The 26,557-nt window shown below is 45.2% G+C and carries 18 protein-coding genes and 2 pseudogenes; 13 read left to right on the top strand and 7 right to left on the bottom strand.

Going from position 1 to position 26,557, the window contains the following annotated elements:
- Positions 1-103 precede the first annotated feature (103 nt).
- From QUB37_RS21015 to QUB37_RS21025, 3 genes and pseudogenes are all read right to left on the bottom strand, one after another.
- A pseudogene (locus tag QUB37_RS21015) lies at positions 104-1,171 on the bottom strand (ISKra4 family transposase).
- A gap of 280 nt (positions 1,172-1,451) precedes the next feature.
- The gene (locus tag QUB37_RS21020) at positions 1,452-1,856 is read right to left on the bottom strand and encodes a helix-turn-helix domain-containing protein (protein WP_333165696.1); all 405 of its coding nucleotides are present in this window, start codon (positions 1,854-1,856) and stop codon (positions 1,452-1,454) included.
- Positions 1,857-1,890: 34 nt separating this feature from the next.
- Entirely contained in the window at positions 1,891-2,493 is a 603-nt protein-coding gene (locus tag QUB37_RS21025; protein WP_333165698.1) for a hypothetical protein, read from the bottom strand.
- A gap of 371 nt (positions 2,494-2,864) precedes the next feature.
- On the opposite strand from QUB37_RS21025, the gene QUB37_RS21030 reads away from it, so the two are divergent.
- The 4 genes from QUB37_RS21030 (at position 2,865) to QUB37_RS21045 (ending at position 7,484) form a co-directional block, all read left to right on the top strand.
- Entirely contained in the window at positions 2,865-3,725 is an 861-nt protein-coding gene (locus QUB37_RS21030; RefSeq protein WP_333165700.1) for an inositol monophosphatase family protein, read from the top strand.
- A 565-nt stretch (positions 3,726-4,290) separates the two neighbouring features.
- Positions 4,291-4,971, top strand: a complete 681-nt coding sequence (locus QUB37_RS21035; RefSeq protein ID WP_333165702.1) for a Crp/Fnr family transcriptional regulator — start codon at positions 4,291-4,293, stop codon at positions 4,969-4,971.
- On the top strand, positions 4,968-6,896 hold the full coding sequence (locus tag QUB37_RS21040; RefSeq protein ID WP_333165704.1) for a M61 family metallopeptidase: 1,929 nt from the start codon (positions 4,968-4,970) through the stop codon (positions 6,894-6,896). Before QUB37_RS21035 ends, QUB37_RS21040 begins: the two co-directional genes overlap by 4 nt.
- Positions 6,897-7,010: 114 nt before the next feature.
- Entirely contained in the window at positions 7,011-7,484 is a 474-nt protein-coding gene (locus QUB37_RS21045; protein ID WP_333165705.1) for a TerB family tellurite resistance protein, read from the top strand.
- 544 nt (positions 7,485-8,028) lie between these two features.
- Here the strand turns inward: QUB37_RS21045 and QUB37_RS21050 are convergent.
- Together QUB37_RS21050 and QUB37_RS21055 are read right to left on the bottom strand one after the other, a co-directional pair.
- Positions 8,029-8,559: a peptidoglycan-binding protein gene (locus QUB37_RS21050; protein ID WP_333165707.1), complete on the bottom strand. Its 531-nt coding sequence runs from the start codon at positions 8,557-8,559 to the stop codon at positions 8,029-8,031.
- A 271-nt stretch (positions 8,560-8,830) separates the two neighbouring features.
- Positions 8,831-10,477, bottom strand: coding sequence for an NAD(P)H-hydrate dehydratase (locus QUB37_RS21055; protein WP_333165709.1), 1,647 nt, complete (start codon positions 10,475-10,477; stop codon positions 8,831-8,833).
- 114 nt (positions 10,478-10,591) lie between these two features.
- On the opposite strand from QUB37_RS21055, the gene mnmA reads away from it, so the two are divergent.
- Positions 10,592-11,683 carry a tRNA 2-thiouridine(34) synthase MnmA gene (gene mnmA, locus QUB37_RS21060; RefSeq protein ID WP_333165712.1) on the top strand — a complete coding sequence of 364 codons (1,092 nt, stop codon included), beginning with the start codon at positions 10,592-10,594 and terminating at the stop codon, positions 11,681-11,683.
- Between the two features lie 131 nt (positions 11,684-11,814).
- On the opposite strand, the gene QUB37_RS21065 is transcribed toward mnmA, so the two are convergent.
- Positions 11,815-12,396 (bottom strand): hypothetical protein, encoded by a 582-nt coding sequence (locus tag QUB37_RS21065; RefSeq protein ID WP_333165714.1) that lies wholly within the window; start codon positions 12,394-12,396, stop codon positions 11,815-11,817.
- A gap of 700 nt (positions 12,397-13,096) precedes the next feature.
- On the opposite strand from QUB37_RS21065, the gene QUB37_RS21070 reads away from it, so the two are divergent.
- The 8 genes and pseudogenes from QUB37_RS21070 (at position 13,097) to QUB37_RS21115 (ending at position 25,945) form a co-directional block, all read left to right on the top strand.
- Positions 13,097-13,780: a hypothetical protein gene (locus tag QUB37_RS21070; protein ID WP_333165716.1), complete on the top strand. Its 684-nt coding sequence runs from the start codon at positions 13,097-13,099 to the stop codon at positions 13,778-13,780.
- 321 nt (positions 13,781-14,101) lie between these two features.
- Positions 14,102-15,047 (top strand): annotated as a pseudogene (locus tag QUB37_RS29900) (PP2C family protein-serine/threonine phosphatase); the annotation flags it as partial.
- A 77-nt stretch (positions 15,048-15,124) separates the two neighbouring features.
- On the top strand, positions 15,125-15,703 hold the full coding sequence (locus QUB37_RS21090; RefSeq protein WP_333165724.1) for a DUF6272 family protein: 579 nt from the start codon (positions 15,125-15,127) through the stop codon (positions 15,701-15,703).
- 46 nt (positions 15,704-15,749) lie between these two features.
- A complete protein-coding gene (locus QUB37_RS21095) occupies positions 15,750-16,094 on the top strand; it encodes a slr1659 superfamily regulator (RefSeq protein ID WP_333165726.1) in 345 nt (114 codons plus the stop codon).
- 69 nt (positions 16,095-16,163) lie between these two features.
- A complete protein-coding gene (locus QUB37_RS21100) occupies positions 16,164-17,639 on the top strand; it encodes an adenylate/guanylate cyclase domain-containing protein (protein ID WP_333165728.1) in 1,476 nt (491 codons plus the stop codon).
- 838 nt (positions 17,640-18,477) lie between these two features.
- Complete coding sequence (locus tag QUB37_RS21105) at positions 18,478-23,310, top strand: PAS domain S-box protein (RefSeq protein ID WP_333165730.1); 4,833 nt, start codon at positions 18,478-18,480, stop codon at positions 23,308-23,310.
- A gap of 165 nt (positions 23,311-23,475) precedes the next feature.
- Positions 23,476-25,125 carry an ABC transporter substrate-binding protein gene (locus QUB37_RS21110; RefSeq protein WP_333165732.1) on the top strand — a complete coding sequence of 550 codons (1,650 nt, stop codon included), beginning with the start codon at positions 23,476-23,478 and terminating at the stop codon, positions 25,123-25,125.
- A 160-nt stretch (positions 25,126-25,285) separates the two neighbouring features.
- Positions 25,286-25,945, top strand: coding sequence for a pentapeptide repeat-containing protein (locus tag QUB37_RS21115; protein WP_333165734.1), 660 nt, complete (start codon positions 25,286-25,288; stop codon positions 25,943-25,945).
- 196 nt (positions 25,946-26,141) lie between these two features.
- Here QUB37_RS21115 and QUB37_RS21120 read toward each other — a convergent pair whose 3' ends face one another.
- Positions 26,142-26,522: a cupin domain-containing protein gene (locus tag QUB37_RS21120; protein WP_333165736.1), complete on the bottom strand. Its 381-nt coding sequence runs from the start codon at positions 26,520-26,522 to the stop codon at positions 26,142-26,144.
- Positions 26,523-26,557: the final 35 nt, after the last annotated feature.

Raw genomic sequence — 26,557 nt, forward strand, 5'->3', positions numbered from 1 at the left:
GAAACATAAGCATGAAGGTTGTTTTGCCGATTCATGATTCCCAAGACATTTAAACGCTTTGTTCTACGACTATCAATGGGTGCATCTCAGTTTGGCAAATACATCAAATTGAAAGTTGACCGTTGAGATAAGCACAGCGAAGAGCAAGGATAGACGAAACGTTCTCAATCTTCCATTGCGCTCCCGATATTTTCACCCTTAATCCAATGCGCTTAATTAGTGATTCAATTGTTCCCGAACCAATCGAACTTATGGATTCTTCTTTGTAGTATTGGTAATTAACTATTCGGCAGCGATGAGTTTCTAAATAATTGCAAAACGTTTTAAATGCTTGACCTTTAAAGTTTTTAAATAATTTTATAACTTCATCAACTTTGCCTTTCCACAACATAGTTTCTGCTGATTTCAATCGTTTTATTGAACCCCCTACCTTGTAGAGATTTTCTTGTTCGATGATACCAATCTAAGATTTCTTGTCTTTGTTCATTGTCTCCAATTTCTTTAAATATGTTCCAAATCCCGGCATGACCGTCCCCTAGGCAATACATAGGATGTAGTAATTTTTGGCTATTAGTCCAATCAATTAAATCTTGATTGTTTTGAAAAAATGCTCCCGAATAAACATTATCTAAACACACGGCTTTATAGTCTTTCCAGTAACAGCTCTCGCCCTTGGTTTCGTTGCGTAATCTAACTTTACCGCCATCTAATGTAATTTCTTTGACTCCTTGTTGAGATGTAGGCAATTCAAATTCTTGTCTCTTGACTAATCTTTGTAATGTACTGTGAGAAATTTTTATTCCCGTCAATTTTTCTAAATCTTTTTCTGCCATTTGATAAGATTCATTGGCACTGATTAAAAGACAGCAATTTTCCATGAGTGGACTAAATTGACTGTAAGCTTTTAAGTCAAAATATTTTGCCTGATTATCTGTAATGTCGAGCGAGCCGATTATTGATTTTATTTTTCTGGGCTTTCCTGTTTTAATTCCTGATACTGCTGAAAAAAAAATTTCCCTATTTCTGGACCAACTTCTGATAACATTTTCTGACGGACTGATTTTTCTATACTTTCAAAACTTTTTAACTCGGTTGGATCTGTATTTCTGTAAAAAATTTCTGCTACCGCTTTTAAGTGGGCTTTTAGCTGTTGTTGGTCTGATGGTGTCATTTTATTTGCCTCATATTTATTTAACGATTTTACTAGCTTTTTCATTTTATCTCTTTTTTGACACATTTGCCAAAGTGAGATGCACCCACTATCAATTGACAAATATTCACCAATATCTTGCCATCCATAAGGGACACAAGGGATGCCACAAAATCCGGATTCATCCAAATAGTATAAATCAATTTTTCCCTCATCTTCTAATTGTTTTAATTTTGACAACTTTTCTTTTTTTTCCTGGTATTCTATGGGATCTGGCTTGCCGCCAACACCTCGACGCATCCTATGCCAACTCATGCTTTTTTTTAATTATTCTCTTAATTGTTTCTGTACTTATATTGACAGACCATTCTTTTTTGATTTTTTGTACTACTTGCTTTAATTGTTTTGGTTGCAATTTTACCCAGTCTCTAATTTGATCTGATTGTGCGGAATTAAATGTTTCTTTTCTGCCTCTACCTGGTTTATTATATAATCCGAGCATTCCCTCATGTTCCCATCGATTTAACCAGTTATACATGGTCTTATAACTAACTTTAAAGATTTTCATTAAATTTTCATTTGTGAGATTTTGTGAGGCTAAAATTAAAAAATGTGCTCTTTGGCGCACTTGATGATGTCTGCTTTCTCGATAAATTCGGTTTAGCAATTTCAAGGAAAGTGGATTGATATCTCGAAGTAAAAACATATAAAGCCTCTTTGAAGACAACTTAATATTTCTATTATATAATATTAGCTGTTTGTGTAATTAATTTTGTTTGACTACTTAATCCGACGCTAACAACTGTTTGCCGCTTTTTCTCGCCAGAAGCTGGGCCAGGTGTGAAAAATTGGGTGTCTGTCTGTTCTAGAAGCACTAAAATGCGCGATTGTATAGCTAAATAGCTGCGGAGGAAGTTTATTTGAGGGCGGGCATTGACAATGAATACGTCAATTTTGTCAGCCAAACCGAATAGTTTCAGGGCGAGGCGGCCGCGCGGCCGATCGATATTGTGGAAAAATACAACAATTTTCGGGCGATCGGGCAATTGACCACACACCGCCGCCACTGGAACACCAATGTCACCGCCGTTACAAAATATTACGTCGTCGCTGCTGACTTGCTTGGACAATTTGCGCGCGGCGGCCCAATGTTCGGGTTTAGAAGAAATTTTTGAGCGCAGCTTGTCGCTCAACGATATCGTTTCGCCATCCGGGGCATGAACGGTGGCATTTAAGCGGTCTCTGAGGGTTCGCAGGACGTGGCGAGGGCATTTGCCGAGTTTTGCATCGCGGTCAATTCCATCTAGGTCTATTTTGCGACCTAATGCCAAATGGTATTTCAAACTATTCTCCTTTACTGTTGAACGTGCTGGTGCGATCGGTCACTGGGTTTTAGATTGTAGATTTTAAAACAGATAAATCTAGTAAGCTAAGGCGCATTTAAATTTTATAGTCAAGTTTGATGACATTATTGTGGGGTGTCTCGCCCGCCCCAAAAATACAATTTAGATACGGGAAAGCTTAGTATCTGCTTAGTGTCTAAAAATTTTTTGAGTTCCACGAATCCTGTCTGGGGCTATACCAACGACCCTGATGGTTAGGAAACCGGGTTTCTCGACACCCGCGCGCAGATCCTGTACGAGTCAAAAACAGTGAAACGCGCCGATCGATTCCAAGGACTTAAGCTTTTATGCTGAAGTTAGCTAAAAAATTTATGTTTAACCTCATGTATATTTCTCCAGAGCAAGATCAAAAAATTCGCTACACCCTGCGCGAGTGCGGTCAAGAAGCTTACAAGCTCGCAGCCCAACCTTTTGAAGTTTGCGAGAAAGGGCCCAACGACTACGTAACGAGTATAGATCAATACCTAGACCGACAGCTATCAGCAGCATTTAGCGCTTTGTTTCCTGAAGACGGCAGAATCACGGAGGAAAACCTCGCCTCCAGAGCAGCTTACCGCGCCAATTACCAGCGCCTCTGGTGCATCGATCCCCTCGACGGGACTGAAGAATTTATTCGGGGAAAACTGCACTACGCTTCGATGGTGGGGCTGCTGCTTGAAGGGGAACCCGTGGCCGGCTGGCTCTACGCCCCGGCTTTTGACCAAATGTATTTTGGGGGCAAAGATTGGGGATTGTTCCAAAGTGTCGGAACCCAAGCGCCGCAGCCGATCGCCCTATGCAAACCCACGGCTCCGACAGCGGAAAATTGTAAAATTATTCTCGGAGACAAAGACCAGAAAAACTACGCCCAGGCGATCGCCCAAAGCATCCCCGGAGCCGAATTTTACTCGCTGGGCAGCTTTGGCTTAAAAGTGATGGAAGTTATCTTCGGTCGAGCTGGTTTGTACCTATATCTCAACGGCAGAGTTAAAGTGTGGGATACCGCCGGTCCTCTGGCTTTAGCAAAAGCAGCCGGATTGGTTTGTTGCGACTTGCAAGGTCAACCGCTGAGGTGGACTAAAGATGCGATCGAGCCGGAGACTCTGGCCCACACGCAGTCAATCGCGATCGGCTGGCCGGAATACATAGAACCTCTGTTGGGCAAAGTTCAACAGGCAGTGGCAGGCTTGTAAACCCGTTTAAGATTAAAGAATCTGCCAATTTTACGTGAACCGGGCCTCTGCACCCTTATCATCAATTAAAGGAGCAACGGATTGTTTGTGTTCCCAAACATTGATCGTTCCCTAGCTGTTGGGTGTCGCCTAATCATATTTCCCACCTCCGCGAGTTTGCGTCAGGAACCTCAGCTATCAGGCGTGAGGCTTGGAAGAGTAATCTGACAAGCCATTCTGACGGGCTATCGTCTTAACTGACTACGTTTTTTGAGTCACGACACTCCTTGAATGCGAAGCCAGTTTTGGGCTCTGTCGCTGAAGGTTAAACAGCCCTAATGTCACTGGGGCAGTGCTTTGGGCCCAACAAGCTCACTAAACCAAGGCGCAGGCTAACATCACCCCGAAAGGGAGGCTCGAAAGAGCAAAACACTATGCGTACAGGGCTGGGAAGTTTGAGGCGGTAATTGTCCCGCTGAAAGTGCAACACAAAAGCACACCGAGCCAACCAGTCCCAAGGCGGTAGTAATCAAAAAAAGACAATATAAAGCCGTCCTGAAGGACGGAGTTTCTACCCATTTTTTTGATGAAGACAGAAGCTTTCAGTGAGCTATTCCCTCTATTTAAGGGTGCTAACCCAGAAACCTTGGGAGGGCTGCTATCAAATGCCGTCAAGCATGAGTATCCCCCGGGCCGAGCTGTGGTGATGGAGGATTCTTGGGGCAACGCGATTTACTTTGTCGTGTCTGGCTGGGTAAAAGTCCGCCGCTTGTCAAACGATCGAGCTGTATCAATGGCTATTTTAGGACGGGGTGCCTTCTTCGGCGAAATGGCCATTCTGGACGAATCTCCTCGATCGAATGACGTGCTTGCTCTATCGCCCGTGCGACTTCTCAGCGTCACAGCTCAGCGATTTATCCAAACCCTGTTTAAAGACCCGCAATTGCACCACCGGATGCTGCAACTGATGGTGCGGCGGCTCCGCCAAACCAATCACCGCTATCAACTCCGAAACCGCCAGCCAGCGGTTAAACTAGCAAATACTTTAGTCGAGCTGGCAGAAAACTACGGTCAGAAAACTGCTGAGGGCAAAGAGATCTTCAATATTCCTTATGAAGACTTAGCTGATGTCACAGATATCACCCTAGATGAAACCAGCAAAATTATGGAAAAACTCGATAGTAAAGGTTGGATCAAAATCGATCCAGACCGCCAAACTATCCATTTGATCAACCTCAAGCACTTGATTAATTTGGCAAGTCAATGACTGATGTTACTTCTTTGGATACCTCGTCGGCTGCCGACAACCGTCAGGGGCAACTAACAGCACCGACAATTCAATATTCGGTGGCGATGCCGAATCCGGAATCCCACCTGTTTGAAGTGACTTTGCGCGTGCAAGGTTGGTCGAAGCCGGTTCTGGATTTAAAAATGCCTGTCTGGACTCCCGGTTCTTACTTGGTTCGAGAGTACGCCCGCCACCTGCAAGATTTTAGCTCCCAGGCGGGCGATTCCCTACGGGATAGCTACGCTTCACGTGCTTTACCTTGGCGCAAGCTCAGCAAAAATCACTGGCAAATCGAGACAACTTCGGTGTCAGATGTCACGGTTTTCTACCGCATTTTTGCCAACGAACTGACAGTGCGAACCAATCATCTAGACTCGACTCACGGTTATTTCAATCCGGCGGCTTTGTGCTTTTTCTTGTCCGGTTTTGAGAGCAACTGTTATACCGTAACCGTTGTGCCGCCGCAGCCCGAATGGCGCACAGTTACTACTTTGCCACCTGTTTCTGGCCAAAATCTTACTTTCGCTGCAGCGGATTTTGACACTCTCGTAGACAGTCCTTTTGAGATTGGCTGTCACGAAGTATACGATTTTGAAGTGATGGGAAAACCCCACCAGCTAGTTGTTTGGGGAAAAGGTAATTTAGAACCAGAACGCACGATTCGAGACATCCAAAAAGTGATAGAAGTCGAGGCAAAAATGTTCGGCGGTTTGCCTTACGAACGCTATGTGTTTTTCCTGCATTTGTCCGGCTCTGGTTTTGGCGGTTTGGAACATAAGGAGAGTTGTACTCTCAACTATCCGCGTTTTGGTTTTCGGGCTAAGGAAAAGTATGAACGCTTTATTCAGTTGGTAGCTCACGAGTTTTTTCACCTCTGGAATGTCAAGCGCATTCGACCGAAAGCTCTCGAAGTATTTGACTACGAAAAAGAAAATTACACTCCTTCTTTATGGTTCTCTGAAGGCACTACCAGTTATTACGATTTGGTGATTCCTTTTCGATCGGGTCTCTACAGCGTTAAAGGTTTTTTCCAAGGTATAGCTAAGGAAATTACTCGCTTGCAGACGACTCCGGGGCGGAGTGTGCAGCCTCTGAGCGAGTCGAGCTGGGATGCTTGGATTAAACTTTATCGCCGGGATGCTAATAGCGACAACTCGCAGATTTCCTATTATTTGAAAGGGGAAGTTGTATCGTTTTTGCTCGATTTGTTGATTCGAGCCAGACACGGCAACGATCGCTCGCTCGACGATGTGATGCGTTTGATGTGGCAGCAGTTTGGCAATGCTAATTCGGCTGGAAACGGCGGTTTTGAGCTGAAGTCGGAAACGGATGGCAAATCGGCGCATTTAACCTCAAACGGAGAGTTATATTCTCCTTCGCTGCCAGCAGCAGAAATAGGCTTTACTCCCGAACAGTTGCAAAGTGCGATCGAGTCGATCGCCGGCATTGATTTGAGCGACTTTTTTGCGCGCTATATAGACGGTACAGAAGAGTTGCCTTACAACAAGTATCTGGAACCTTTCGGGCTGGAACTTACCGCAAGTGAAACTAGCGAAACACCTCGAATCGGTTGGACGTTGGGAACGGAAAACGGGCGGGAAATGGTTAAATTTGTCGAAGTAGGATCTCCGGCACAATTGGCCGGAATTGATGCTGGAGACGAGTTGCTGGCGATCGAAGGTTTTCGGGTAAATTCAGAACAAGCGGGCGAGAGACTAAAAGATTTCAAGCCTGGGGATATCGTCTCGGTGACAGTTTTTCACCAAGACGAACTGCGGACTTGTCCTGTTACTCTCGCCCCGCCGCGCCCGACGCGTTACTCGATCGTGCCAGTGGAACAGCCCACCGCTATTCAGAAACAAAACTTTACTGGATGGCTGGGAGTTCCTCTATCGAAATTGTGACATAAATGAAGGGGAACGGGAAAGAAAAGACAAGAAGGAATCAGGCTCAATTCCCAATTCCCAATTCCCAATTCCCAATTGCCCATTCCCAATTCCCCATTACCCATTTTGATTATGCAAACCCCACCTCCTCCATCAATTACGCCCCGCCAAATGAATCTGCTGAGAATTGTTGCTTCTATGGCCTGGGCTGACGGCGAACTGGCCACAGAAGAAGTTAATTTAATGCTCGATCGCTTTTGTCGTTTGTTTGCCCCAGATACCGACGGACAACAAATGCAACAAGAACTGCGGGATTACATCATGCAAAATATTCCCCTTGATGAGTTGATCGGTCAACTAGAAACTCAAGATGAAAAGGAATTAGTCTTGCAACTCGGCTATGAAGTGATTTCCTCTAGTTCTCGTACTCCCGACGAACCAAGAATTAACGCTGAAGAAGCCGCAGCTTATCAAAAATTAGTGCAGTTGCTGAATCTTTCAGAGGATGTGGTCAAGCGTATTGAAGCTGAATCATCGGCGGGAGATACTTCGGAGGGAATTGTCGAGAAGATGGCTCAAAAATTAGAAAAGTTCATCAAAGGCTAGTTCGGGACTTGCGTGCGCTTGGCTTAAAAACCCGGTTGATTTCTAGATTTCTCGTTACTCAACCTGGAATTTTTTGTATAAACCGGGAATAAGCCTCCCATCGGTAAGTCTTGTTACCTAATTATCTGAATAATAATTTTCTGAGTGCAACTCTTTACAACTAAAGCTGAAGGGAAATAAACCGAATTGTGACTCCCCATTTCCTACGCGATATACTAACAAAAAAACACAGGGAAGTTGAGAATATTTTTCATCGCCGGGAACGGTAACAGAATTTGCGTGAAGCGAAGCTATCCCGCTCTTAATCGCCCTTCCCGCGCACTGTCTTCCCCTTAACGAGAATTAGGGACTTAGGCAAAGCCTCAATCCCTAATTGAACTACCGATTTTTTGCCATAACTGAAAGTGGTATCGTTTCCGGTTGCATCGGCATAATAAGATCGAGTAAACAGTCAACACTCAACCATTCAGTTTTTCAACACCGAGTAAACAGTCAACAGTCATTTCGCTCGTACAACCGAAATAGATATTAATCCAACCCGTCATTAGTGCGGTAACTTGCTGAGGGCGTGCCAAGTTCTGTAGCCGACAATTCCATCTTGCGGTAAAGCCTGGCTGAGTTGTAATTGTCGCACTGCTACATCTGTCATCGCCCCGAAGAATCCGTCAATCGCACCGAAATAGTATCCATTGATTTTCAAGACATTCTGAACTATTTTAACAGCATTACCAGAACTGCCCTTCATGACGATCGGCATATTCACAGGTGCACCAGAGTATAGTGCTTCCCAAGTGATAGGGCCGACAATCCCATCTTCTTTTAAAAAGACGCGGTGTTGATAGCCTTTGACCGCGTTTTGAACTTGGACGCCGAAGATACCGTCAATCGGGCCAAAATAATATGCCCAATGATATAGAAGCTGTTGTAGTTCCTTGACAGCTTGGCCTGTTGAACCCATTTGTAAAGTAGGTTTGTTTACTCCCGTGGTTTCAGCAAATGCCAGAGTTGATTGAGCAGTAGTATCGGCGACGAGAGCCATAGTTTCATTGTTCAAGCTTCTTTCTTCGGTGTACATAATGTGGTTCCTCTCAATATTTAAGTTTTGGTCTTTGATATTTCAGGTATAACTGCTGGGATTTGTGGATGCACAGTCACTTTTTGGAGTGTCACTCATGTGAGTGTCACTCGTTTGAGTTACCCGTTGGTTTGTCGTAAGGAATGCAAGTTGTAATATTTTGATGATGAGTTCCGTTGCCAATACTAACCAAGGGGTAAGGTGCGCGGTGCACACCTACCCAATACAAAGATGCGGGGTACGCACTATACCAACTCATGTTGATTGTTTGCTAAGAAAATTCTCGCAAAGCTGGAATTAAATACTGTGTCAAAGTAAAGGCATCTACTCCTAATTCCGTCCGTTCTTTGGCCGCCAGGATTCCGGCTTGAGCGTGCCACCAAACTGCTGTTGCAGCAACTGATTCGGGGGGGGATTTGCGTGCGATCGCACTTGCTAATAGTCCCCCTAACAAGCCGGTGAGAACGTCGCCGCTGCCGCCTCTGGCGAGGGCTGGGGTGCTTTCGGGATTGAGGTAGGTGATGGTACGTGAAGCGTCACTATCCCGTAGGGAATCGCCCTCATCCTTCCAACTTATGCACACTCTGGCTCCTTTGAGCAATATCGTTGCGCCGCAAAGCTGAGCTGCTGCTTGAGTTGTGGCAATTCGATCATCGCCGGTTTGCTCGGCTAATTCGGGAAATAAACGCTTGAATTCGCCCGGATGAGGCGTGATAATTGTCAGTGCTGGGCGTTCGGACAAAATCGGGACTGTGCCGAGTTGAGCGAGGATATTTAAACCGTCAGCATCTAACACCAGAGGTCGATCGCTCTCCAGTACAGATTCTACAGCTATTGCGGCTTCCAATGTCAGACCTGGCCCTGCGGCGATCGCATCATAGGTACTCAAATCAATTGCTACTGGCAATTCGCTAATTGCACCGCTCTGGGTTTCGGGACATCCTATAACTAATGCCTCTGGCAACTGGCTGCTCAACATCGATTTAATCGACTCAGGAACAGCAATTGACAGCATTCCGATGCCGCTAGCTCTTGCTCCCAATGCTGCCAAAATTGCGGCTCCGCTGTAGCGGCGGGAACCTGCAATAATTAGTAAGTGACCGTTAGTGTATTTGTGCGAAATTGGCGATCGGGGTAACGGCAAATGCTGAGTTGCCGAGGCTTCTGTAATGCGTTGTATTGCTGGCTTTTCACCCAATATTGCTGCAATATCTGGTGCGGGAATATCAAAATCAATTAATTCGGAACTCCCGATATATTCTAACGCTCTATCTTGCAGAAATGCCATTTTCCACAAACCCAAACATAATGTATGTTTGGCCCGAATTGCCGTTCCCAAAACTTCTCCGGTATCTGTATTAATTCCCGATGGAAGGTCTATACTTAAAATGGGGATATTTAAATTATTTATTTCGTCAATCGCGGCTGCTGTGGCGTTAGTAATTTCTCGTTCTAATCCAAAGCCAAATAAACCATCTACGAGTAAATCGCAGTTTTTCAGCAGTTCAATTTTATCAACAAATGGAATATTTAAAGAACTCGCATAATCAGCGTGATTTTTTGTTAGCTCTTTTAGTTTAGAAAACGGGCAGTAAATAACTACTTGGAATCCTTGAAAGTGCAATTCGCGGGCAACAACCAAAGCATCGCCGCCGTTGTGTCCGGGCCCAACCAATACGCCGATAACTGGCAATTGAGAATTAACAAGATTTTTCCCTTCTTCCCTTTTCCTTCTATCCCTTAAATCCCGTACACTGCTTGCCGAACTTCGTTCCGCTTTCAAAAGCTCCTGAATGCGTAGGGCAATCAGTCCCGCGACTTTTTCCATTAAAGCTGCGACTGGCATTCCAGCAGCAAAGATTCTGGTTTCTATTTGCCGCATTTGGTCGGCGGTGACAACAAATTTTTGAATAGTCATATTAGTGCTAAAATTTCAGCTAACAGCAGCAGTGGCAAGTTGTAGTATACTTGTGGTATAATAAATTAGCTCGATCGAACAAAGTAACCGTAAAATAGCAATTTCTCCCCAACCATGAACAAGATTGTTGTAGGCCTCTCCGGCGGGGTCGATAGTTCCGCAGCAGCCGCAATTTTACACCATCAGGGATATGAAGTGGTGGGTTTAACGCTGTGGTTGATGAAGGGCAAAGGTCAGTGCTGCTCTGAGGGAATGGTCGATGCCGCTAAAATTTGCGAAGATTTGGGCGTTCCCCACCACATTGTTGACAGCCGCGAGGTCTTTCAGGCAAGTATTGTCGATTATTTGGTGGAGGGTTACAGTGCAGGAGTTACGCCTTTGCCTTGTTCGCAGTGCAATAAAACTGTGAAGTTCGGGCCGATGCTTAAGTTTGCTCGCGAAGAACTCGGAATTGAAAAAATCGCTACAGGCCACTACGCTCGGATTACTTACGATGCTGCTACGGGTCGCTATCAGTTGCTGCGGGCGATCGACCCGGCGAAAGATCAGTCTTATTTCTTGTATGATTTAACACAGGATTTGTTGGCGGGTACGGAATTTCCTTTGGGGGAAATTACCAAGACAGAAACTCGCAGAATTGCGACGGAATTTGGCTTGACAACTGCTGATAAGCCGGAAAGTCAGGATTTGTGTTTGGTTGAAAGTAACGGTTCGATGCGGGCTTTTCTGGACAAGTACATTGCGCCGCAAAAGGGTGACATTGTGGACAAGTCAGGGCGGGTGCTCGGACAGCACGACGGCGTGCACCACTACACCATCGGCCAGCGGAAGGGACTCGGTATTGCTGCACCGGAACCGCTGTACGTGATTGAACTCGATGCTACTGGCAATCGGGTAATTGTGGGCGATCGACAGTTGGCAGTAGAATCTGAGTGTACAGTCCAGAAAGTGAATTGGGTTTCTGTGGCTGCACCGACGGCTCCGATTCGGGCTCAGGTACAGATTCGATATCGATCGCAACCCGTCCCGGCTACAATTATTCCGGTGGAATCCTCCCAAGCAGAGGAAAAAGCCGGCGGTACAAGAGTTAAGTTGATTTTTGACGAACCGCAGTTGAGCATTACCCCCGGACAAGCGGCTGTTTGGTATGACGGCGATGTGCTATTAGGCGGCGGCATCATCGAAAGAAACCAACTCCCAAATTAAAGCAAGGGGCGGGCTAGAAGCCCAACCCCTACTCCCCACAAGAAACCACCCACAAGAAAACTCACTCTTTGTGGAACAGGCAAGATGCCTGTTCCAAAAGGAAGTTTATTTTTGATTTCACATGGGTACATTTACTTAACTAACTTTTTTTCCAAACGCAAGATATTTCCCCTAGCATTAGTACGGTAAACCCAAGTTTGACTACCATCAGAAACCACAACCCGCCAACCTTCGACAATCATTTGACCGCAAATTTCATCCGTTTTCGCGAGTCCTAAACAAGTATTCGGCCAACTTTGTCCGCTCGATTCAGTTACTTTCAACTTGTCAGCAGCAATGCCAGTGGAGTCCGACAACTCTCGGCGAACTGCTTCTGCTACGGTTGCGGGCAATTTGTTCGGGGGATTTGGGCGCATCGTCTCGACCAAAACGCCCGGTTCGGAAATTAGAGTATTGAGTGCCAATACTGAATAGCTGATGTTTTGGGGCACCGCGGCTGAGGAAAATTGCTGCGCGGTTTGCTGCTGTTGCCTTTCCAACTGGGCAAAGGAATCTTTGAGGGCGCCCGCGTTAGCCGCAGCGGTGTGTCTTAGCGCCGGATACATTTCCCATACCAGAATCCCTGTCAGCACCAAAGCTAAGATTACAGGATTGGGTTGCTTTTGGTCTCTGTTTTTATTTTTTTGAAATTTATTTTTCGAGATTCTTTTCATAATATGCCCTCTGCCTCACTTTACACAATGCGCGATCGCTCCTGAACACTCAACTACAGATACTTATTTAGACACTATTGCTGGTGCTATTGGTTCCTTTGTGCAGAACCGATTTGACTGCTGGTGCGTGCGGCGCAAGTATTTTCTACTCGCCGCCTGCAGTTGTGTTTCAGGAAACTTGCACTACCCAGTTATTACTTAATTTTTACTTTTTGTCTCAGGGTATTAAGAAAAATTTATGCTTAAGTAAATATTCTTAAAAGCCTCTAATCCTGCCCCCAACTCTCAGTACAAATTACTATTCTGCGTTCCAAAACTGCTAAACGTGTTTTAGACTGTGGGAGGCGAGCTGAGCCAAGGATATCACAGGGATGCCGCAAAAATTGTTGCAATAGGACAAAAACGCATTAGAAATTAAATCAGCTATCGCTGATTAATTGTATTAGTATTGTGGTTTTCTAGAGCGAGAGTCCCGCAACTACTTTAGTAGCAAAGGCTACTTTTTGAGTACAATTTTGTTGACATCTATCCATTATGAACAGGAAATCCCTGGCAATCTATTTAATGAATCGGCTGAGTTATCCTCAAAAACTTCTCCTGATCGGTTTTCTATTTGCAATACCGTTAACCTTGGTCATGTACCTGTTGATTTCCGAAATTAACAGCAGGGTAGATTTTACTCAAAAATAAATCTACGATAATGAATACCTGCGACCGGCGCCAGTTGAGGGAATATATACCGAAACTTCAACTGTTAAATTATCAGAGTTTAAATACAAATTTAAGCCTACCAGATACGAGAGTAGATTTAGAAGCTAAGATGGACGCAAACTTTCAATTCCTGGTTAATACAGCTCGCCAGCTTGGAAACATATTAATGTTCAGTGATAAAATTAATAATATTTATCAAGATTGGCAAGATTTAAAACTTCGCCGCAGCCAGTGGAGTTTAGAAAATTACGATTTTGTCTATCAACGTTTAGCTACAGAAGTTGATAGACTGAGCGCTCGCGTCGGCGATACTTGCAATCTAATTCCAGATCCAGATTTGGATACCTATTATTTAATAAATGCTACTTTGCGTCAGCTTCCAGAAATGGAAAAACTTTGGTCAGAAATTAGGCAAATTTCTCAAAAAATTAGCCTGCGTTCCGATGCCACACCAGAAGAAAGAGCGCAACTAATTACTCTTTCGAGCAGATTGAAAGAAATCAATAATGATTTGGAAATTAATATGGAGGTAGCATTTAGCAATAACCATCAGGGTAATTTGCGCTCGGCATTAACAGAGGATTTAATAAAATTAAACTCTCTGGTTAAGCAGGTAACTAAGCAACTAGATAAAACAATATATCAAACGGTATCACTAAAATATTATACCTAGATCACTGGAAGCAATTTTGCTTTAAGTACAAGTTTTCAACTCGGCGATAAAACTGTAGTAAATGAGTTGTATTTTATTTTTCAGCACCGGATTGATGCTTTTATTAACAGAAAACAATTGATTTTTATTTTACTGTTAATAATATTAACTATCGTTATTCATCTATTTGTGTCTTCTTACAGGGCAGTTATGCAAACTGTATTTGCTCTTGATGAAACATCAAAAAAGATGGTCAGTGTAAATTTATCCCAAAAAACTATTTTGGATAACAGAGAGGAACTGGGGCAAGTTGTGGGTGCGTTTAACAAAATTGCCGATGCCTTAGTTGGTGCAAATCACAAAATTACTGTTTTCAACGATCGCCTAAAAGCTGAAAATATGCGAATGAGCGCCGAACTACACGTTATTCGCAAGATTCAGCAGATGCTACTGCCGAAAGACCGAGAACTCAAGGAATTTATCGGCTTAGATATTGCGGGATTTATGCAAGCTGCTGAGGAAGTAGGCGGCGACTATTACGATGTACTCCAACACAACGGTAGAGTAAAAATCGGCATTGGGGATGTGACGGGACACGGATTTGAGAGCGGTATTTAATGATTATGGTTCAGACGGCAGTGCCAACTTTGCTAGCCTACAATGAACCAGACTCAGTAAGATTTTTAAGTGCTATTAACATTGTAATTTACGATAATGTGCAGCGGATGAAATGCGATAAAAACGCCAGCCTTGCCTTGCTAGACTATCAGCAAGGAATGCTGAAGTTGAGCGGCCTGCATGAAGAAATGATTGTCGTGCGGTGTAATATCATGTCCGGTCGATTCCCTCCGCTTCGCTTCGCCCGAAATCAGGTAGGGGGGGTAAACCTGCCAATATCTGCCAATAATTGACAATCTCAAAAACCCGCCCGGTAGGGATATTATGGTCAATCGATCGGACATCATATAACGGTTCTGTCGAGCGGTTTGATACAATCGATTTGGGTTTCCAGATCGGGCTGGATGCAGATATTGCTGAATTTGTTGCTGAAAAAATTGTGCATTTGCATTCAGGAGAGGTGGTTGTGCTGTACACTGACGGGATTACGGAAGCTAAAAATATGGATAAACTGCTTTATGGTTTAGATAGGTTAATTGAGGTAAGAGAGATTAATTGGCAGCGCTCGGCTGCTGAAATCAGGCACGCTGTAATTAAGGACGTGCGATCGCATATCGACGAACAAAAAGTTTTTGACGACATCACATTGCTGGTACTCAAACAAAAATAACTACTTGGATATCCATTCTAAAGTTTAAAATATGTTCACTGGGGTACCTCATCTAAAACTTTAGCTCTTACATTGATATGATTAACATTTTAGGCGATTTCATAGAGCAGCCAGCTAGCCAAGAATACTTAATAATTGGATTTTCTCCGAGTTCGGTCCCTCTCAAGCAGCGGTGGCGAAACAACGGTTTGTCAGCGGATTTTCTGGCTGACTACCTGACGAGTTTTTTTCCGGGAAATCAAGATGATCCCTCGACAATTGAAAGACAAGCTGAAATAAAAAGCGCTGTTAGCTACATTGCTAACGAGTTATTGGAAAATGCCATGAAGTTTAATGATGAAACCTCGGAGTACCCGATCGATATTAAACTGCAATTAGAGAGCGACGGAGTGATTTTCTCAGTTGCTAACAGCATCTCTCCGCAAGCTGTGGAAAAGTTTCAGGCTTATATTCAGGAGTTGCTGACCTCGGAACCAAGCGAACTTTACCTTCAGCGGTTGGAAAAAAATGCTGCTGACGACAACTGTACCAATTCTGGATTGGGTTTGTTGACCATGCTCACCGATTATACCGCCAAACTTGGCTGGAAATTCGAGACTTTGCACAAAGACCCTGAAGTAATTGCGGTCACAACTATGGTGCAATTAACAGTATAAGCAACGCTGGCGATCGATAATATCTAAGGGACTTTTTTGTGTGGCTATGGAAATTAATACAGAAGATTACGAGATCTGTTACGATCCAGCAACGGCAACCGTGATTTTTATTGGATCTCTAAGGCTGAGCGGGCCTGCAGAGTACGCGCCGATAGCGCAGTTTCTGACCAAGGTTGCCGACTTGGAACCGACTAAAATTACCCTCAATTTGCAGCAGTTAGAATTTTTGAACAGTTCGGGCATCAATATGCTATCAAAGTTTATTATCGAGATCCGCAAAACAGCCAAGGTGCAAATGGCGGTACAAGGCTCTCAAAGCATAGCTTGGCACGGTAAATCTTTGAGGAATTTCCAGCGCCTGATGCCTGGTTTGCAGTTGGAATTTATATAGAAACACGATTAATTTTAGGGTGCGAGATGTTGAGCAATTTTTGTTAGTCGAGGCGCCAATTCTCGAGTTATGCTGGAAGAACAAACATCTAGAGAACAGCTACTTTTAGAGATAGAAAGATTGCGCCAGCAAGTGGAAGACTTGAAGGAGGAAAAAGCGGATCTGGAAATCTTGCTGGAAACTACTGCTGAACATTCTGATACGGTTGAAACTGAGTTACGCTCTCGCGCATTCGAGGCCGTGCGCGAAGGTGAAATTAAGCTAGCTCAATTTCTAGAAGCGATTCCCATAGGTGTGCTCGTGCTGGATTCTCTAGGCCAACCTTACTACGTAAATAACGCCGGGCACCAGTTACTCGGCCAAGGAGCTTTGCCCTTAAATTCAGTGGAGGATTTGTCAGAAAGTTATCAAATTTATATCGCGGGAACTGAGACTATTTACCCTTTCGAGAATTTGCCGATCGTCCGAGCTTTGAGGGGCGAAAACGCGACGGCTGATGATCTGGAAATTTATCAACCCCACAAGAAAGTTCCCCTAGAGATTTGGGGAACGCCAATTTTTGACGATGGTGGCAACGTTGCTTTTGCGATCGCAGTTTTTCAAGATGTCACGGAACGCAAAGAAGCTGAAGCCGATCGCCATTTATTTATTAAGAAACTATTTGATCTCAACCAAAATCTAGAAAAATCTCTGGATGCCGAATCAGACTTAACTGATGCCTACGGCAGATTTGTGCCACACCAATTTCTAAATCTGTTGGGATATGAAAGTATTATAGATGTCCATTTAGGCGACCAAGTGCAGCAGGAAATGTCGGTGCTATTTTCGGATATTCGAGACTTCACGACGCTTTCAGAAACTATGACTCCCCAAGAAAATTTTAAATTTATCAACGCTTACCTTTCACGGATGGAGTCTGCTATTACTAGCAATAACGGGTTTATTGACAAATACATCGGCGATGCAATTATGGCTTTGTTTAGTGACTTTGCAGATGATGCAGTGAAAGCGGGTATTGAAATGCTAAATATCCTGAAGAATTATAACGAATACCGTCAAGGCGTCGGCTACGTCCCGATTAAAATTGGCATTGGCATTAATTCCGGTTCTTTGATGCTGGGGACAGTCGGGGGTACAAGCCGAATGGACAGCACTGTGATTAGCGATGCTGTTAATTTAGCATCTCGCATTGAAGGACTGACCAAAGATTACGGCGTACCTCTATTAATTTCTCAGCAGACTTTGGAACGGTTGCGAAATCCCACAGATTATGCTATTAGAATTGTGGATAAAGTACAGGTAAAAGGAAAATCTCAATATGTCGTAGTCTATGAGGTATTTGATGCAGATCCGCCGGAAAGTTTGTCGGCAAAGCTAGCAAATTTGTCTGTATATAATGAAGCTATGTTACTGTGCGAACGGAAGGAATTCCGAGAAGCAGGAAAATTATTTGAAGAGTGTTTGCGAACAAATCCCAGCGATCATGTAGCTCGCATTTACCTGAAACGCTGTCGGGATTGGCGATCGCTCCTTAAAGGAATTTAGTTGATTGTAGATTGTAAATTGTAGATTGTAGATATACTCCACAGATGAATCTGGGAGATTAAAGTTTGGTATAAAAAATTGAGCTGCTTACGACTTCTGGCAGAAAGCAAGTATCCATTTTTGAGCGGAGTTATGAATCAAGATTCATATCAAGTCGGTTGAATTTAAATAATATAACAGTCGCCAAGGCTGTTAGGAAAGATACTAGAGATAGTCCCTCGTCTTAATAGTGTTCACTCCCCTCACGGCCAAACCATACAGTTACAATCTACTACGTCACAAAGTCATCCAAGCCCTGAGAGCTTTCTGGGATGAAAAAAACAGAAGTCTGTCGCGTGTTTAAAATCAGCCACAACATCATCAACAATCGAGCTTTTAGGCACAACCCAGAGACTTTCAATAAAAGCCGAATCGTCCCCGGTACGACACTGGTTTTTAAGGTGAAACGTTTATATTTTCAAGCTAGTATAACTAAAATATATCTTGAGGGGGGTAACTGACCTCTGGAATCTGTCAAAGGTGTAAAATATAAATAGCTTGATACTTGTTACTTCTGAGGGTTGTCAAAATAGAACGGCTTAGGGAACAAAAACCAGCGATCGGTAATTTGCTGCGAGAACGGCGGCCAGCGCTAAACCTGTCTTAGAAAAAGTTGGCGAATGAATTAGGTATGACCTTACCCCGATTAATCGTTGGGAAAATGGACACGCTACGCCTTCTCGCTTGGCACTCAAGCAAATTTAGATATTGCTGGATGAGTTAGGTGATTCGCCAGATGCAACGGCGAATGCAGTAAGGCACAGCGAGCAAGATATTTTTCGGATAAGGAGTAAAAAGGGTGAGTGTAGAGGGAATCAACAGCATTTTCAGAGATATTCGACTACTTCCCTATGGTGTGGCCACCCTCTCCGTGGCTCTGGCACTGGCGCTAACCCGATCGCTTTTACCGTGGATCTACCCAACCACGACACCCCTGTTTTTCATCGCGGTGATAGTGAGTAGCTGGTATGGCAGTTTCGGGGCTGGGTTACTGGCAACAATTTTATCCACGCTGGCAATTAACTATTTTTTTATTGAGCCGTTCTATTCTTTACAGATAGTTAATGTAGAGACAATTCTTCGGATTGGTATGTTTTTGCTCGCGGCAGGATTGATCGCTTCACTCAATCAATCGTGGCGCACTGCTATAAAAAACGCGAAAGCAGCCTTGCAAAATTTACAGCAGTCAATGGAAGTAGAACAACAGGTGCGCGGCGAAGCAGCACAAGCTGCGGCGACTGAGGCAAAAGAACAACTAGAAACGGTACTTTCTACCATCAACGATGGGTTTTACATCCTCGATCGCGATTGGCGCTACACCTATGCCAACGATCGCTACTGTGAAATGGTTGGAATGCCGCGGTCAGCGATTCTGGGTCAGAACGTTTGGGAGCTATTTCCGGCGACAGTTGACACCGATGCTTATGTGCAGTTTCATCGGGCAATGCGCGAACAAACGCCACTCCAGTTTGATTATCTCTACTCACCTTGGAAGGGTTGGCATGACTATCGAATTTACCCTTCGCCCAGTGGACTGACCGTTTTGGTTGCTGACATTACCGATCGCAAACAGGCAGAACTCCTGCTAATCGAGCAGACACGACTGTTGGAGTCGATCGCATTCGGGCAGCCCCTCGAAGACTGTCTGGCAGCCGTGTGTGACTCAGTATCCAGGCTGAATCCCGGTACCCGCGCCTGCTTCCTGCTAGCCGATGCTCAGCGGCTGACGTTTAAGAGATCAATTACTCCAGACTTTCCACCGTCTTTTGGTGAAGGACTTCAAGATGCTCCCATTAACGATTTGTGCATTGGAACCTGTGGCGAAGCAGTATATAGCGGTCAGTCCGTGACCTGCGCCGACATTGCCAACGACGATCGCTGGTCGCAAGCATGGCGAAATTTATGCGTGGCTCATGGCATTCTAGCCTGTCATTCTCAGCCCGTGTTCAGGCAGGACAATATACCTCTGGGATCGCTGATGCTGTGCTTTAGCGAGGCGCGGATGCCGACGGATTGGGAATATAAACTCGCCGAGTTCGGCACCCAAGTTGCCAGCATCGCCTTCGAGCGCGATCGATCGTTCCAGGCGTTGCGCGAGAGCGAAGAACAGCTCCGACTGGCTTCCGAAGGCGGCAATTTGGGTTTGTGGTATTGGGATATAGAAACTGACACGCTGAGTTTTACGGACATAGCCAAAGCGATGTTTGGTTTACCCGTAGATACGGCAATGTCGATGCAGGTGTTTTTAGAAGCGGTGCATCACGACGATCGCCCATTCGTTCACACCGTGATCACGGAGCTAAAAGCGAATCAACCGCATACTGAAATTGAGTATCGGACGCTGTGGGCAGATGGCACCGTTCGTTGGATTTTGGCAAAGGGCGATTGCGCCTACAACGCTGATGGCGTCAGAATTTCGATGCGCGGCGTATTAATCGACATCAGCGATCGCAAACAAGCCGAAGAAGCGTTGCGTCAAAGCGAAGAGCAGAGTCGCAACATTCTAGAGAGTATTGATGATGGATTCTTTTCCCTTGATGAGAATTGGCGTTTCACTTACGTGAATCGGTCAGCGGAAATTCTGCTAGACCGCGCTCCGGGCGCTCTGATTGGGAAGAATTTTTGGGAAGAATTCCCAGGGCTCAATGGCAGCGAGTTTGAGCGGGTTCATCGGCGCGTGGCAAACGAGCGCGTGGCTTTTTCAGTCACGGCTTTTTATCCCGATCACGATCGGTGGTATGAGGTTCGCACCTACCCTGCCGCCAACGGGATTACCATTTATTTCCGAAATGTCACCGATCAAAAACTGGCCGAGGAGGTATTGCAACAACGAGAAACAGAACTTCGTTTAGTTACCAATGCCGTGCCTGCCTTAATTTCCTTTGTAGACTCAGGTCAGTGCTATCGCTTCAACAATCGAGCATATGAAGAATGGTTTGGACATCCGGCAGCGGAAATCTATGGCAAGCACCTCCAAGAGGTTTTAGGCGAAACTGGCTATGAAGGGATTCGTCCTTATGTTGAGCAAGTCTTGGCAGGACAGGAAGTGACCTTTGAAAGCCAAATTCCCTACAAAGATGGTGGAACCCGTTATATCAATGCGACCTATGTTCCCCGCTTCAATAGCCAGGGAAAAGTTGAAGGGTTTGTAGCACTGGTCAACGACATCACCGATCGCAAACAAGCCGAAGCCACACTACGGGAGAGTGAGGAACGGTTCCGGCTGATGGCAGATGCTGCCCCTGTGCTGATTTGGATGTCGGGCACCGATAAACTCTGTTATTACTTCAACCTCCCGTGGCTAAACTTTACGGGAAGGACGATCGAGCAAGAAAGGGGCAATGGTTGGACAGAAGGAGTCCACCCCGACGACCTTGATCGGTGTTTAGACACGTATGTGACTGCCTTTGATGCCCGTCAACCGTTCAAGATGGAATATCGCTTGAAACGCTGTGATGGCATATACCGTTGGGTTATGGATGAAGCTGTTCCTCGCTACGGATTGGAAAGTGAGTTCTTGGGCTACATCGGCTCCTGTGTTGATATTGAAGACCACAAGCAAGCTGAGGAAGCCCTGCGCGAGAGTGAATCCCGCCTCCGTCTGATCATTGAAAGCGCCAAAGATTATGCCATCTTCACCATCGACCTTAACGGCATCATTGCCAGTTGGAACTCAGGGGCAGAAAGGTTGTTGGGCTATACCGAGACAGAAGCAATTGGTTGCTCGAGTCGGATGATCTTCACACCCGAAGATAACGAACAAGGACAAGCCGAGTACGAGAGGCAAACGGCTCTACTTCAAGGACGGGCAGAAGACGAACGCTGGCACATCCGCAAAGATGGGAATCGCTTTTGGGCCAGTGGATTGATGATGCCCCTGCTTAACGAAGCGGATTGTCCGCAGGGATTTGTCAAAATAATGCAGGACAAGACCGCACAACGGCAAGCGAGTGAGCGACTGCAATTACTGTATGAAACTACCCGCGATCTGATGCAGACAGAACAGCCTCTGGCTTTGATGGACACGCTATTCCGCAAACTTGCAGTGCAACTCGATCTGCACTCTTACTACAACTTCATGGTCGAAGAAAAAGACAACCGCCCGATGCTGCATTTGAGAAACTATGATGGCATCTCTGAAGAAAGGGCGCAGGCGATCGCATGGATCGAATTAGGGGAATATCTCTGTGGACTGGTTGCCCAAACGCAGCAGCAACTTGTCTTGAATCAAGCCGAACTTTCCACTCATCCGAATGCTAAAGCCGCCTCTGAACTGGGCATCACGGCTTACGTGGGTCAACCGTTAATTGCTCAAGGGCGGTTATTAGGGACGCTCTCATTTGCCAGTCTGACTCGGACGCACTTCACGCCTGCAGAAATCGAGCTGCTGGGCTCTATCTGTGACCAAATCGCGATCGCCCTGGAACGGGCAAACCTGAACGATTCACTGCAGCAGCAAGCGGAACAGCTAAAACAGGCAAATCGGATCAAGGATGAGTTTTTAGCGGTTCTATCCCATGAATTGCGATCGCCCCTCAATCCGATCCTGGGGTGGACAAAGCTGCTGCAAACTGGCAAGCTGGATGCGGCCAAAACTGCACAGGCGTTAGCGACGATCGAACGCAATGCCAAGCTGCAAAGTGAATTGATTGAAGATTTGCTTGATGTCTCGAAAATTCTCCAAGGCAAGCTCAGTCTTAATATTCGTCCAGTCGATTTAGCTTTAACTGTGGAATCGGCGATCGAAACTGTCAATTTGGCTGCTGTTGCCAAATCCATTGATATTCGGACTGTGTTAGATCCTCAGATCGGACAAATTTTGGGGGATTCGGGCCGTTTGCAGCAAGTAGTCTGGAATCTTGTTTCCAATGCGGTCAAATTTACTTCAGCCGGGGGGCGCGTTGAGGTGAATTTGATTCGTGTTGGCAATCAGGCTCAAATTACTGTAACGGATACAGGGATTGGCATCGCACCGGAGTTTTTACCCTACGTGTTTGACTACTTCCGGCAAAAAGATGGCGCTACAACCCGCAAGTTTGGTGGCTTGGGATTGGGGCTGGCGATCGTGCGGCATCTAGTCGAACTGCACGGTGGCACCGTTGGGGCCCAGAGCCAGGGTGAAGGGTTAGGAGCTACCTTTACTGTAAGACTGCCCCTATCAGGGAAGGTAAGAGAAGAAAACTCTTTTGCAAGACTTTCGGAACGATCGACTGCGGATGAACCGTTATCGGGGATGCGGATACTTGTGGTAGATGATGAGCCGGATATGCGAGAGTTGATTTCTTTTTTGCTAGAAGATGCAGGTGCAGAGGTACTGACTATTGCTGTCGCTCAAGAAGCCCTCACAGCGTTGGCTAATTTCCAGCCAGATGTCCTGTTGAGCGACATTGGAATGCCGGGGATGGATGGCTATATGCTGTTGCGACAAGTGCGAGCCATGCCGCCAGAACGGGGTGGGCTGATTCCCGCGATCGCCCTGACTGCCTATGCGGGAGAGTTTAATCAACAGCAAGCTTTGCAAGCTGGATTTAACCGACATCTGGCAAAGCCGATCGAACCGGATCAATTAATTAAGACGATCGTCGCACTTCTTAGCAAGAACACTCATGACCCAGCAAGCTATAAAGATTGAGCCGAAAGAGATCAAACCGCTCAAACATCACCAAGCTTTTAAGTTGCTGTGGCTAGGCAGCGATATTTGTATTAGAGGAGAATCTACAAATAAATCCGGTTTCTAGTCTAACAGTGCGTAAGTCCTGATAATATAATCAATAATTTGGAGTGTCAAAAAAAGACGATGGGAATTAACAAGCACCAGCCTAGAATACGTATAAAACCTTCAGTGATTAAAGCAATAGCTCTGTTCTTTATGTGCTGCTTGTTAACTGCAAGTTGTGGACAAAGAACACGTCCATCGGTCACTGCGAGCGGCGAAAATGCTAATAACCGCGTTACTATTGGCACAACCTTGAAATTACGGACGATCGACCCTGCGGACGGTTACGAAACCTTATCAGGACAATTGCTGCGAAATTTGGGCGACACTCTCTACACTTACAAGTCGGGAACTACAGAGTTAATCCCCCACTTAGCGACAGCAATGCCAAAAGTTAGCCAAGACGGATTGACATATACAATCCCCTTGCGTCAAGGCGTTATTTTTCACGACGACACACCGTTTAACGCCGCCGCAATGGAATTTTCCTTGCAGCGGTTTATCAAAAATGGTGGCAGTCCGGCTATGTTGTTGAGCGATGCAGTAGAATCGGTAAAAGCCACGGGCGAATACGAATTAACTTTTCAACTCAAAAAGCCTTTTTCTGCTTTTCCTTCCCTGTTGACATTTTCCGGTATGTGTGCTGTTTCTCCGAAAGCATACGAGATTGGACAGGGTAAATTTAAACCCGATACGTTTGTGGGAACTGGACGTTACAAGCTGGCGAAGTACGGCAGCGATTCTGTCAAGTTTGACGTGTTTGACAAGTATTGGGGGGAAAAGCCGGTTAATCAAGGAATTGACATTTTGCTGCTTTCTAGTTCGTCAAATTTGTTCAATACTTTTCAGACTGGTGCAGTTGATGTGGCTTATTTGTCTATGGATGCAGACCAAGTTCAAAGCTTGGACGAGGGAGCAAAAAAAGGGAAATGGCAGGAAATCGCGGGGGAAAGCAGTACGGTTAATTACATAACGCTGAATACCAAGTCTAAACCGCTGGACAAGTTAGAAGTCAGACAGGCTATCGCAGCAGTGATGGATCGCCCGGTGATTAACGAGCGCGTACTGCGGGGACAAGCACAACCGCTTTACAGTCTGATTCCCACAAACTTCGACGTTCAAAAACCTGTTTTTAAAGAACTCTACGGTGATGCCAACACGACAAAGGCTAAGGAACTTTTAACGAAAGCGGGGTACTCGGCCACCAATCCTTTCGTTCTGCCAATTTGGTATGCTTCATCTTCCACAAAACGAGCTTTAGTGGTGAGCATGATGGAGGCGCAAGCTAAACTCAAAATGGACGGGATAATGAAGGTAGAAATTAACAGCGTGGAATCTCCGACTTTGTTTCAAAACATAGAGAAGGGAATTTATCCTGCGGTTTTAGTGGATTGGTCTGCGGACTTTTTTGACGCTGACAATTACATTCACCCGTTTTTAGATTGTGCGACAGGTTCCGAGGCTGAGGGCTGCTCCAAAGGTCAAAGTCAAGGTCAGGGTTCGTTTTATTATAGCGATCGGGTAAATCAACTGATCGACAAGGAGCGCAAAGAAACAAACCCTGAAACCCGCAAAGCCCTATTTGGCGAAATTCAAGACATACTGGGTCAAGATGTACCTTTCATCCCTCTTTGGCAAGATAAGGACTATACGTTTGCTCAGAACAGCATTACCGGCGTCCGTCTCGAACCGACGCAATCTTTTCCTTTTTGGTTCCTGAAAAAGCAATAATTCTTTACAAGAATTTCCAGGAGGTGAAACGTCAATAATTATTGCATATTGTGTACACAATAGGGTGATGATTGTCACAGTTTATCAAAGAGACTGATCACCCAACCCTCTTTAATAATGTGCGATATTATTAAAGAGAGATATTGCTGAGGGTGGGTATATGAAACTTGGGATTTTAACAACAACAGGGCTGCTGATTGCGATCGGTTGTGCCTCGGGAGTAAAGGCAGAAAACGTATCGCACGTCAAGCAATTATTAGAAACTAAAAAATGTAGCCAATGTGACTTGACAGGAGCGCAGCTTGCTGGTACTGATTTGACTGGCGCAGATTTGAGCGGTGCGAACCTGAGCGGTGCGAACCTGAACGGTGCAAATTTGAACGAAGCCAAACTGAATGAAGCAAATCTGAAACAAGCTAAATTGCAAGGTGCAAGTTTAATTGCGGCTAAAATGCACGGGGCTAATTTGGAGAGTGCTGATTTGAGCCGCGCTAATCTGAGTTTGGCGGGTTTAGTGATTGCGAGTTTGAAAAATACCAACCTCACCAGTGCTAATTTAATCGGCGCTAATTTAGAAAGCGCCAATTTGGCGGGTGCAAACCTGAGAAATGCTCGCCAGTCTGTAGCGAATTTAGCTAATGTCAGCCTCAAAGGTGGCAGTTTGTCGGGAATAGACGTACAGGGAGTCAACTTGCGGGATGCAAATTTGACTAATGCAAATTTGAACGGTGCAAATTTGAACGGTTCGGACTTGACAGGTGCTAATTTAAAGAATGCCAATATGGCAAATGTAGATTTGAAAAACGCTTCTTTGCCGTAGGATGATCGCCAATTGCTATATCAAATTCTGGTGCTTAACAAAGTTAGTATAATAAGGTAGGGGCAATTATGAAATTGCCCCTAAATTTTTAATTGTAGGACTTATCTTGTTTCCGATCGCTGCGTAGCGTAGATGATTGTTCGGTGTGCGAAGCTTTTCCTTAGCGTCTGCGATGGCTTCATATTTGGATCTCGGATCAATCTTCCTCGTGAGAATCTTGGGCGAAGCGGATAATGTCATCATCGCCGAGGTATTCACCATTTTGGATTTCGATCATCACCAGGGGAATAACGCCTGGATTTTCTACGCGGTGAGCAGTATTCATGGGAACGTAGGTTGACTGTTTCTGCATGAGAATCGTCTCTTTGTCATCGCAGATAACTTTAGCGGTACCGGAGACGACAACCCAGTGCTCGCTGCGGTGATAGTGCATTTGGGTGCTGATGTGATGCCCCGGCTTGACTTCAATGCGATTGATCTTATAACGATCGCCCGCATCTATTACTGTAACTTGACCCCAGTAGCGGGTTTGTGTGCGATCGTCAATTTTTTCGATTGTGTCCACTGTTTCCACCATCCTATTTATCTCGCCAACGGTGTCTGTCAAAATAT

Source organism: Microcoleus sp. AT3-A2 (genome assembly GCF_036705685.1).
Lineage (GTDB): Bacteria > Cyanobacteriota > Cyanobacteriia > Cyanobacteriales > Microcoleaceae > Microcoleus.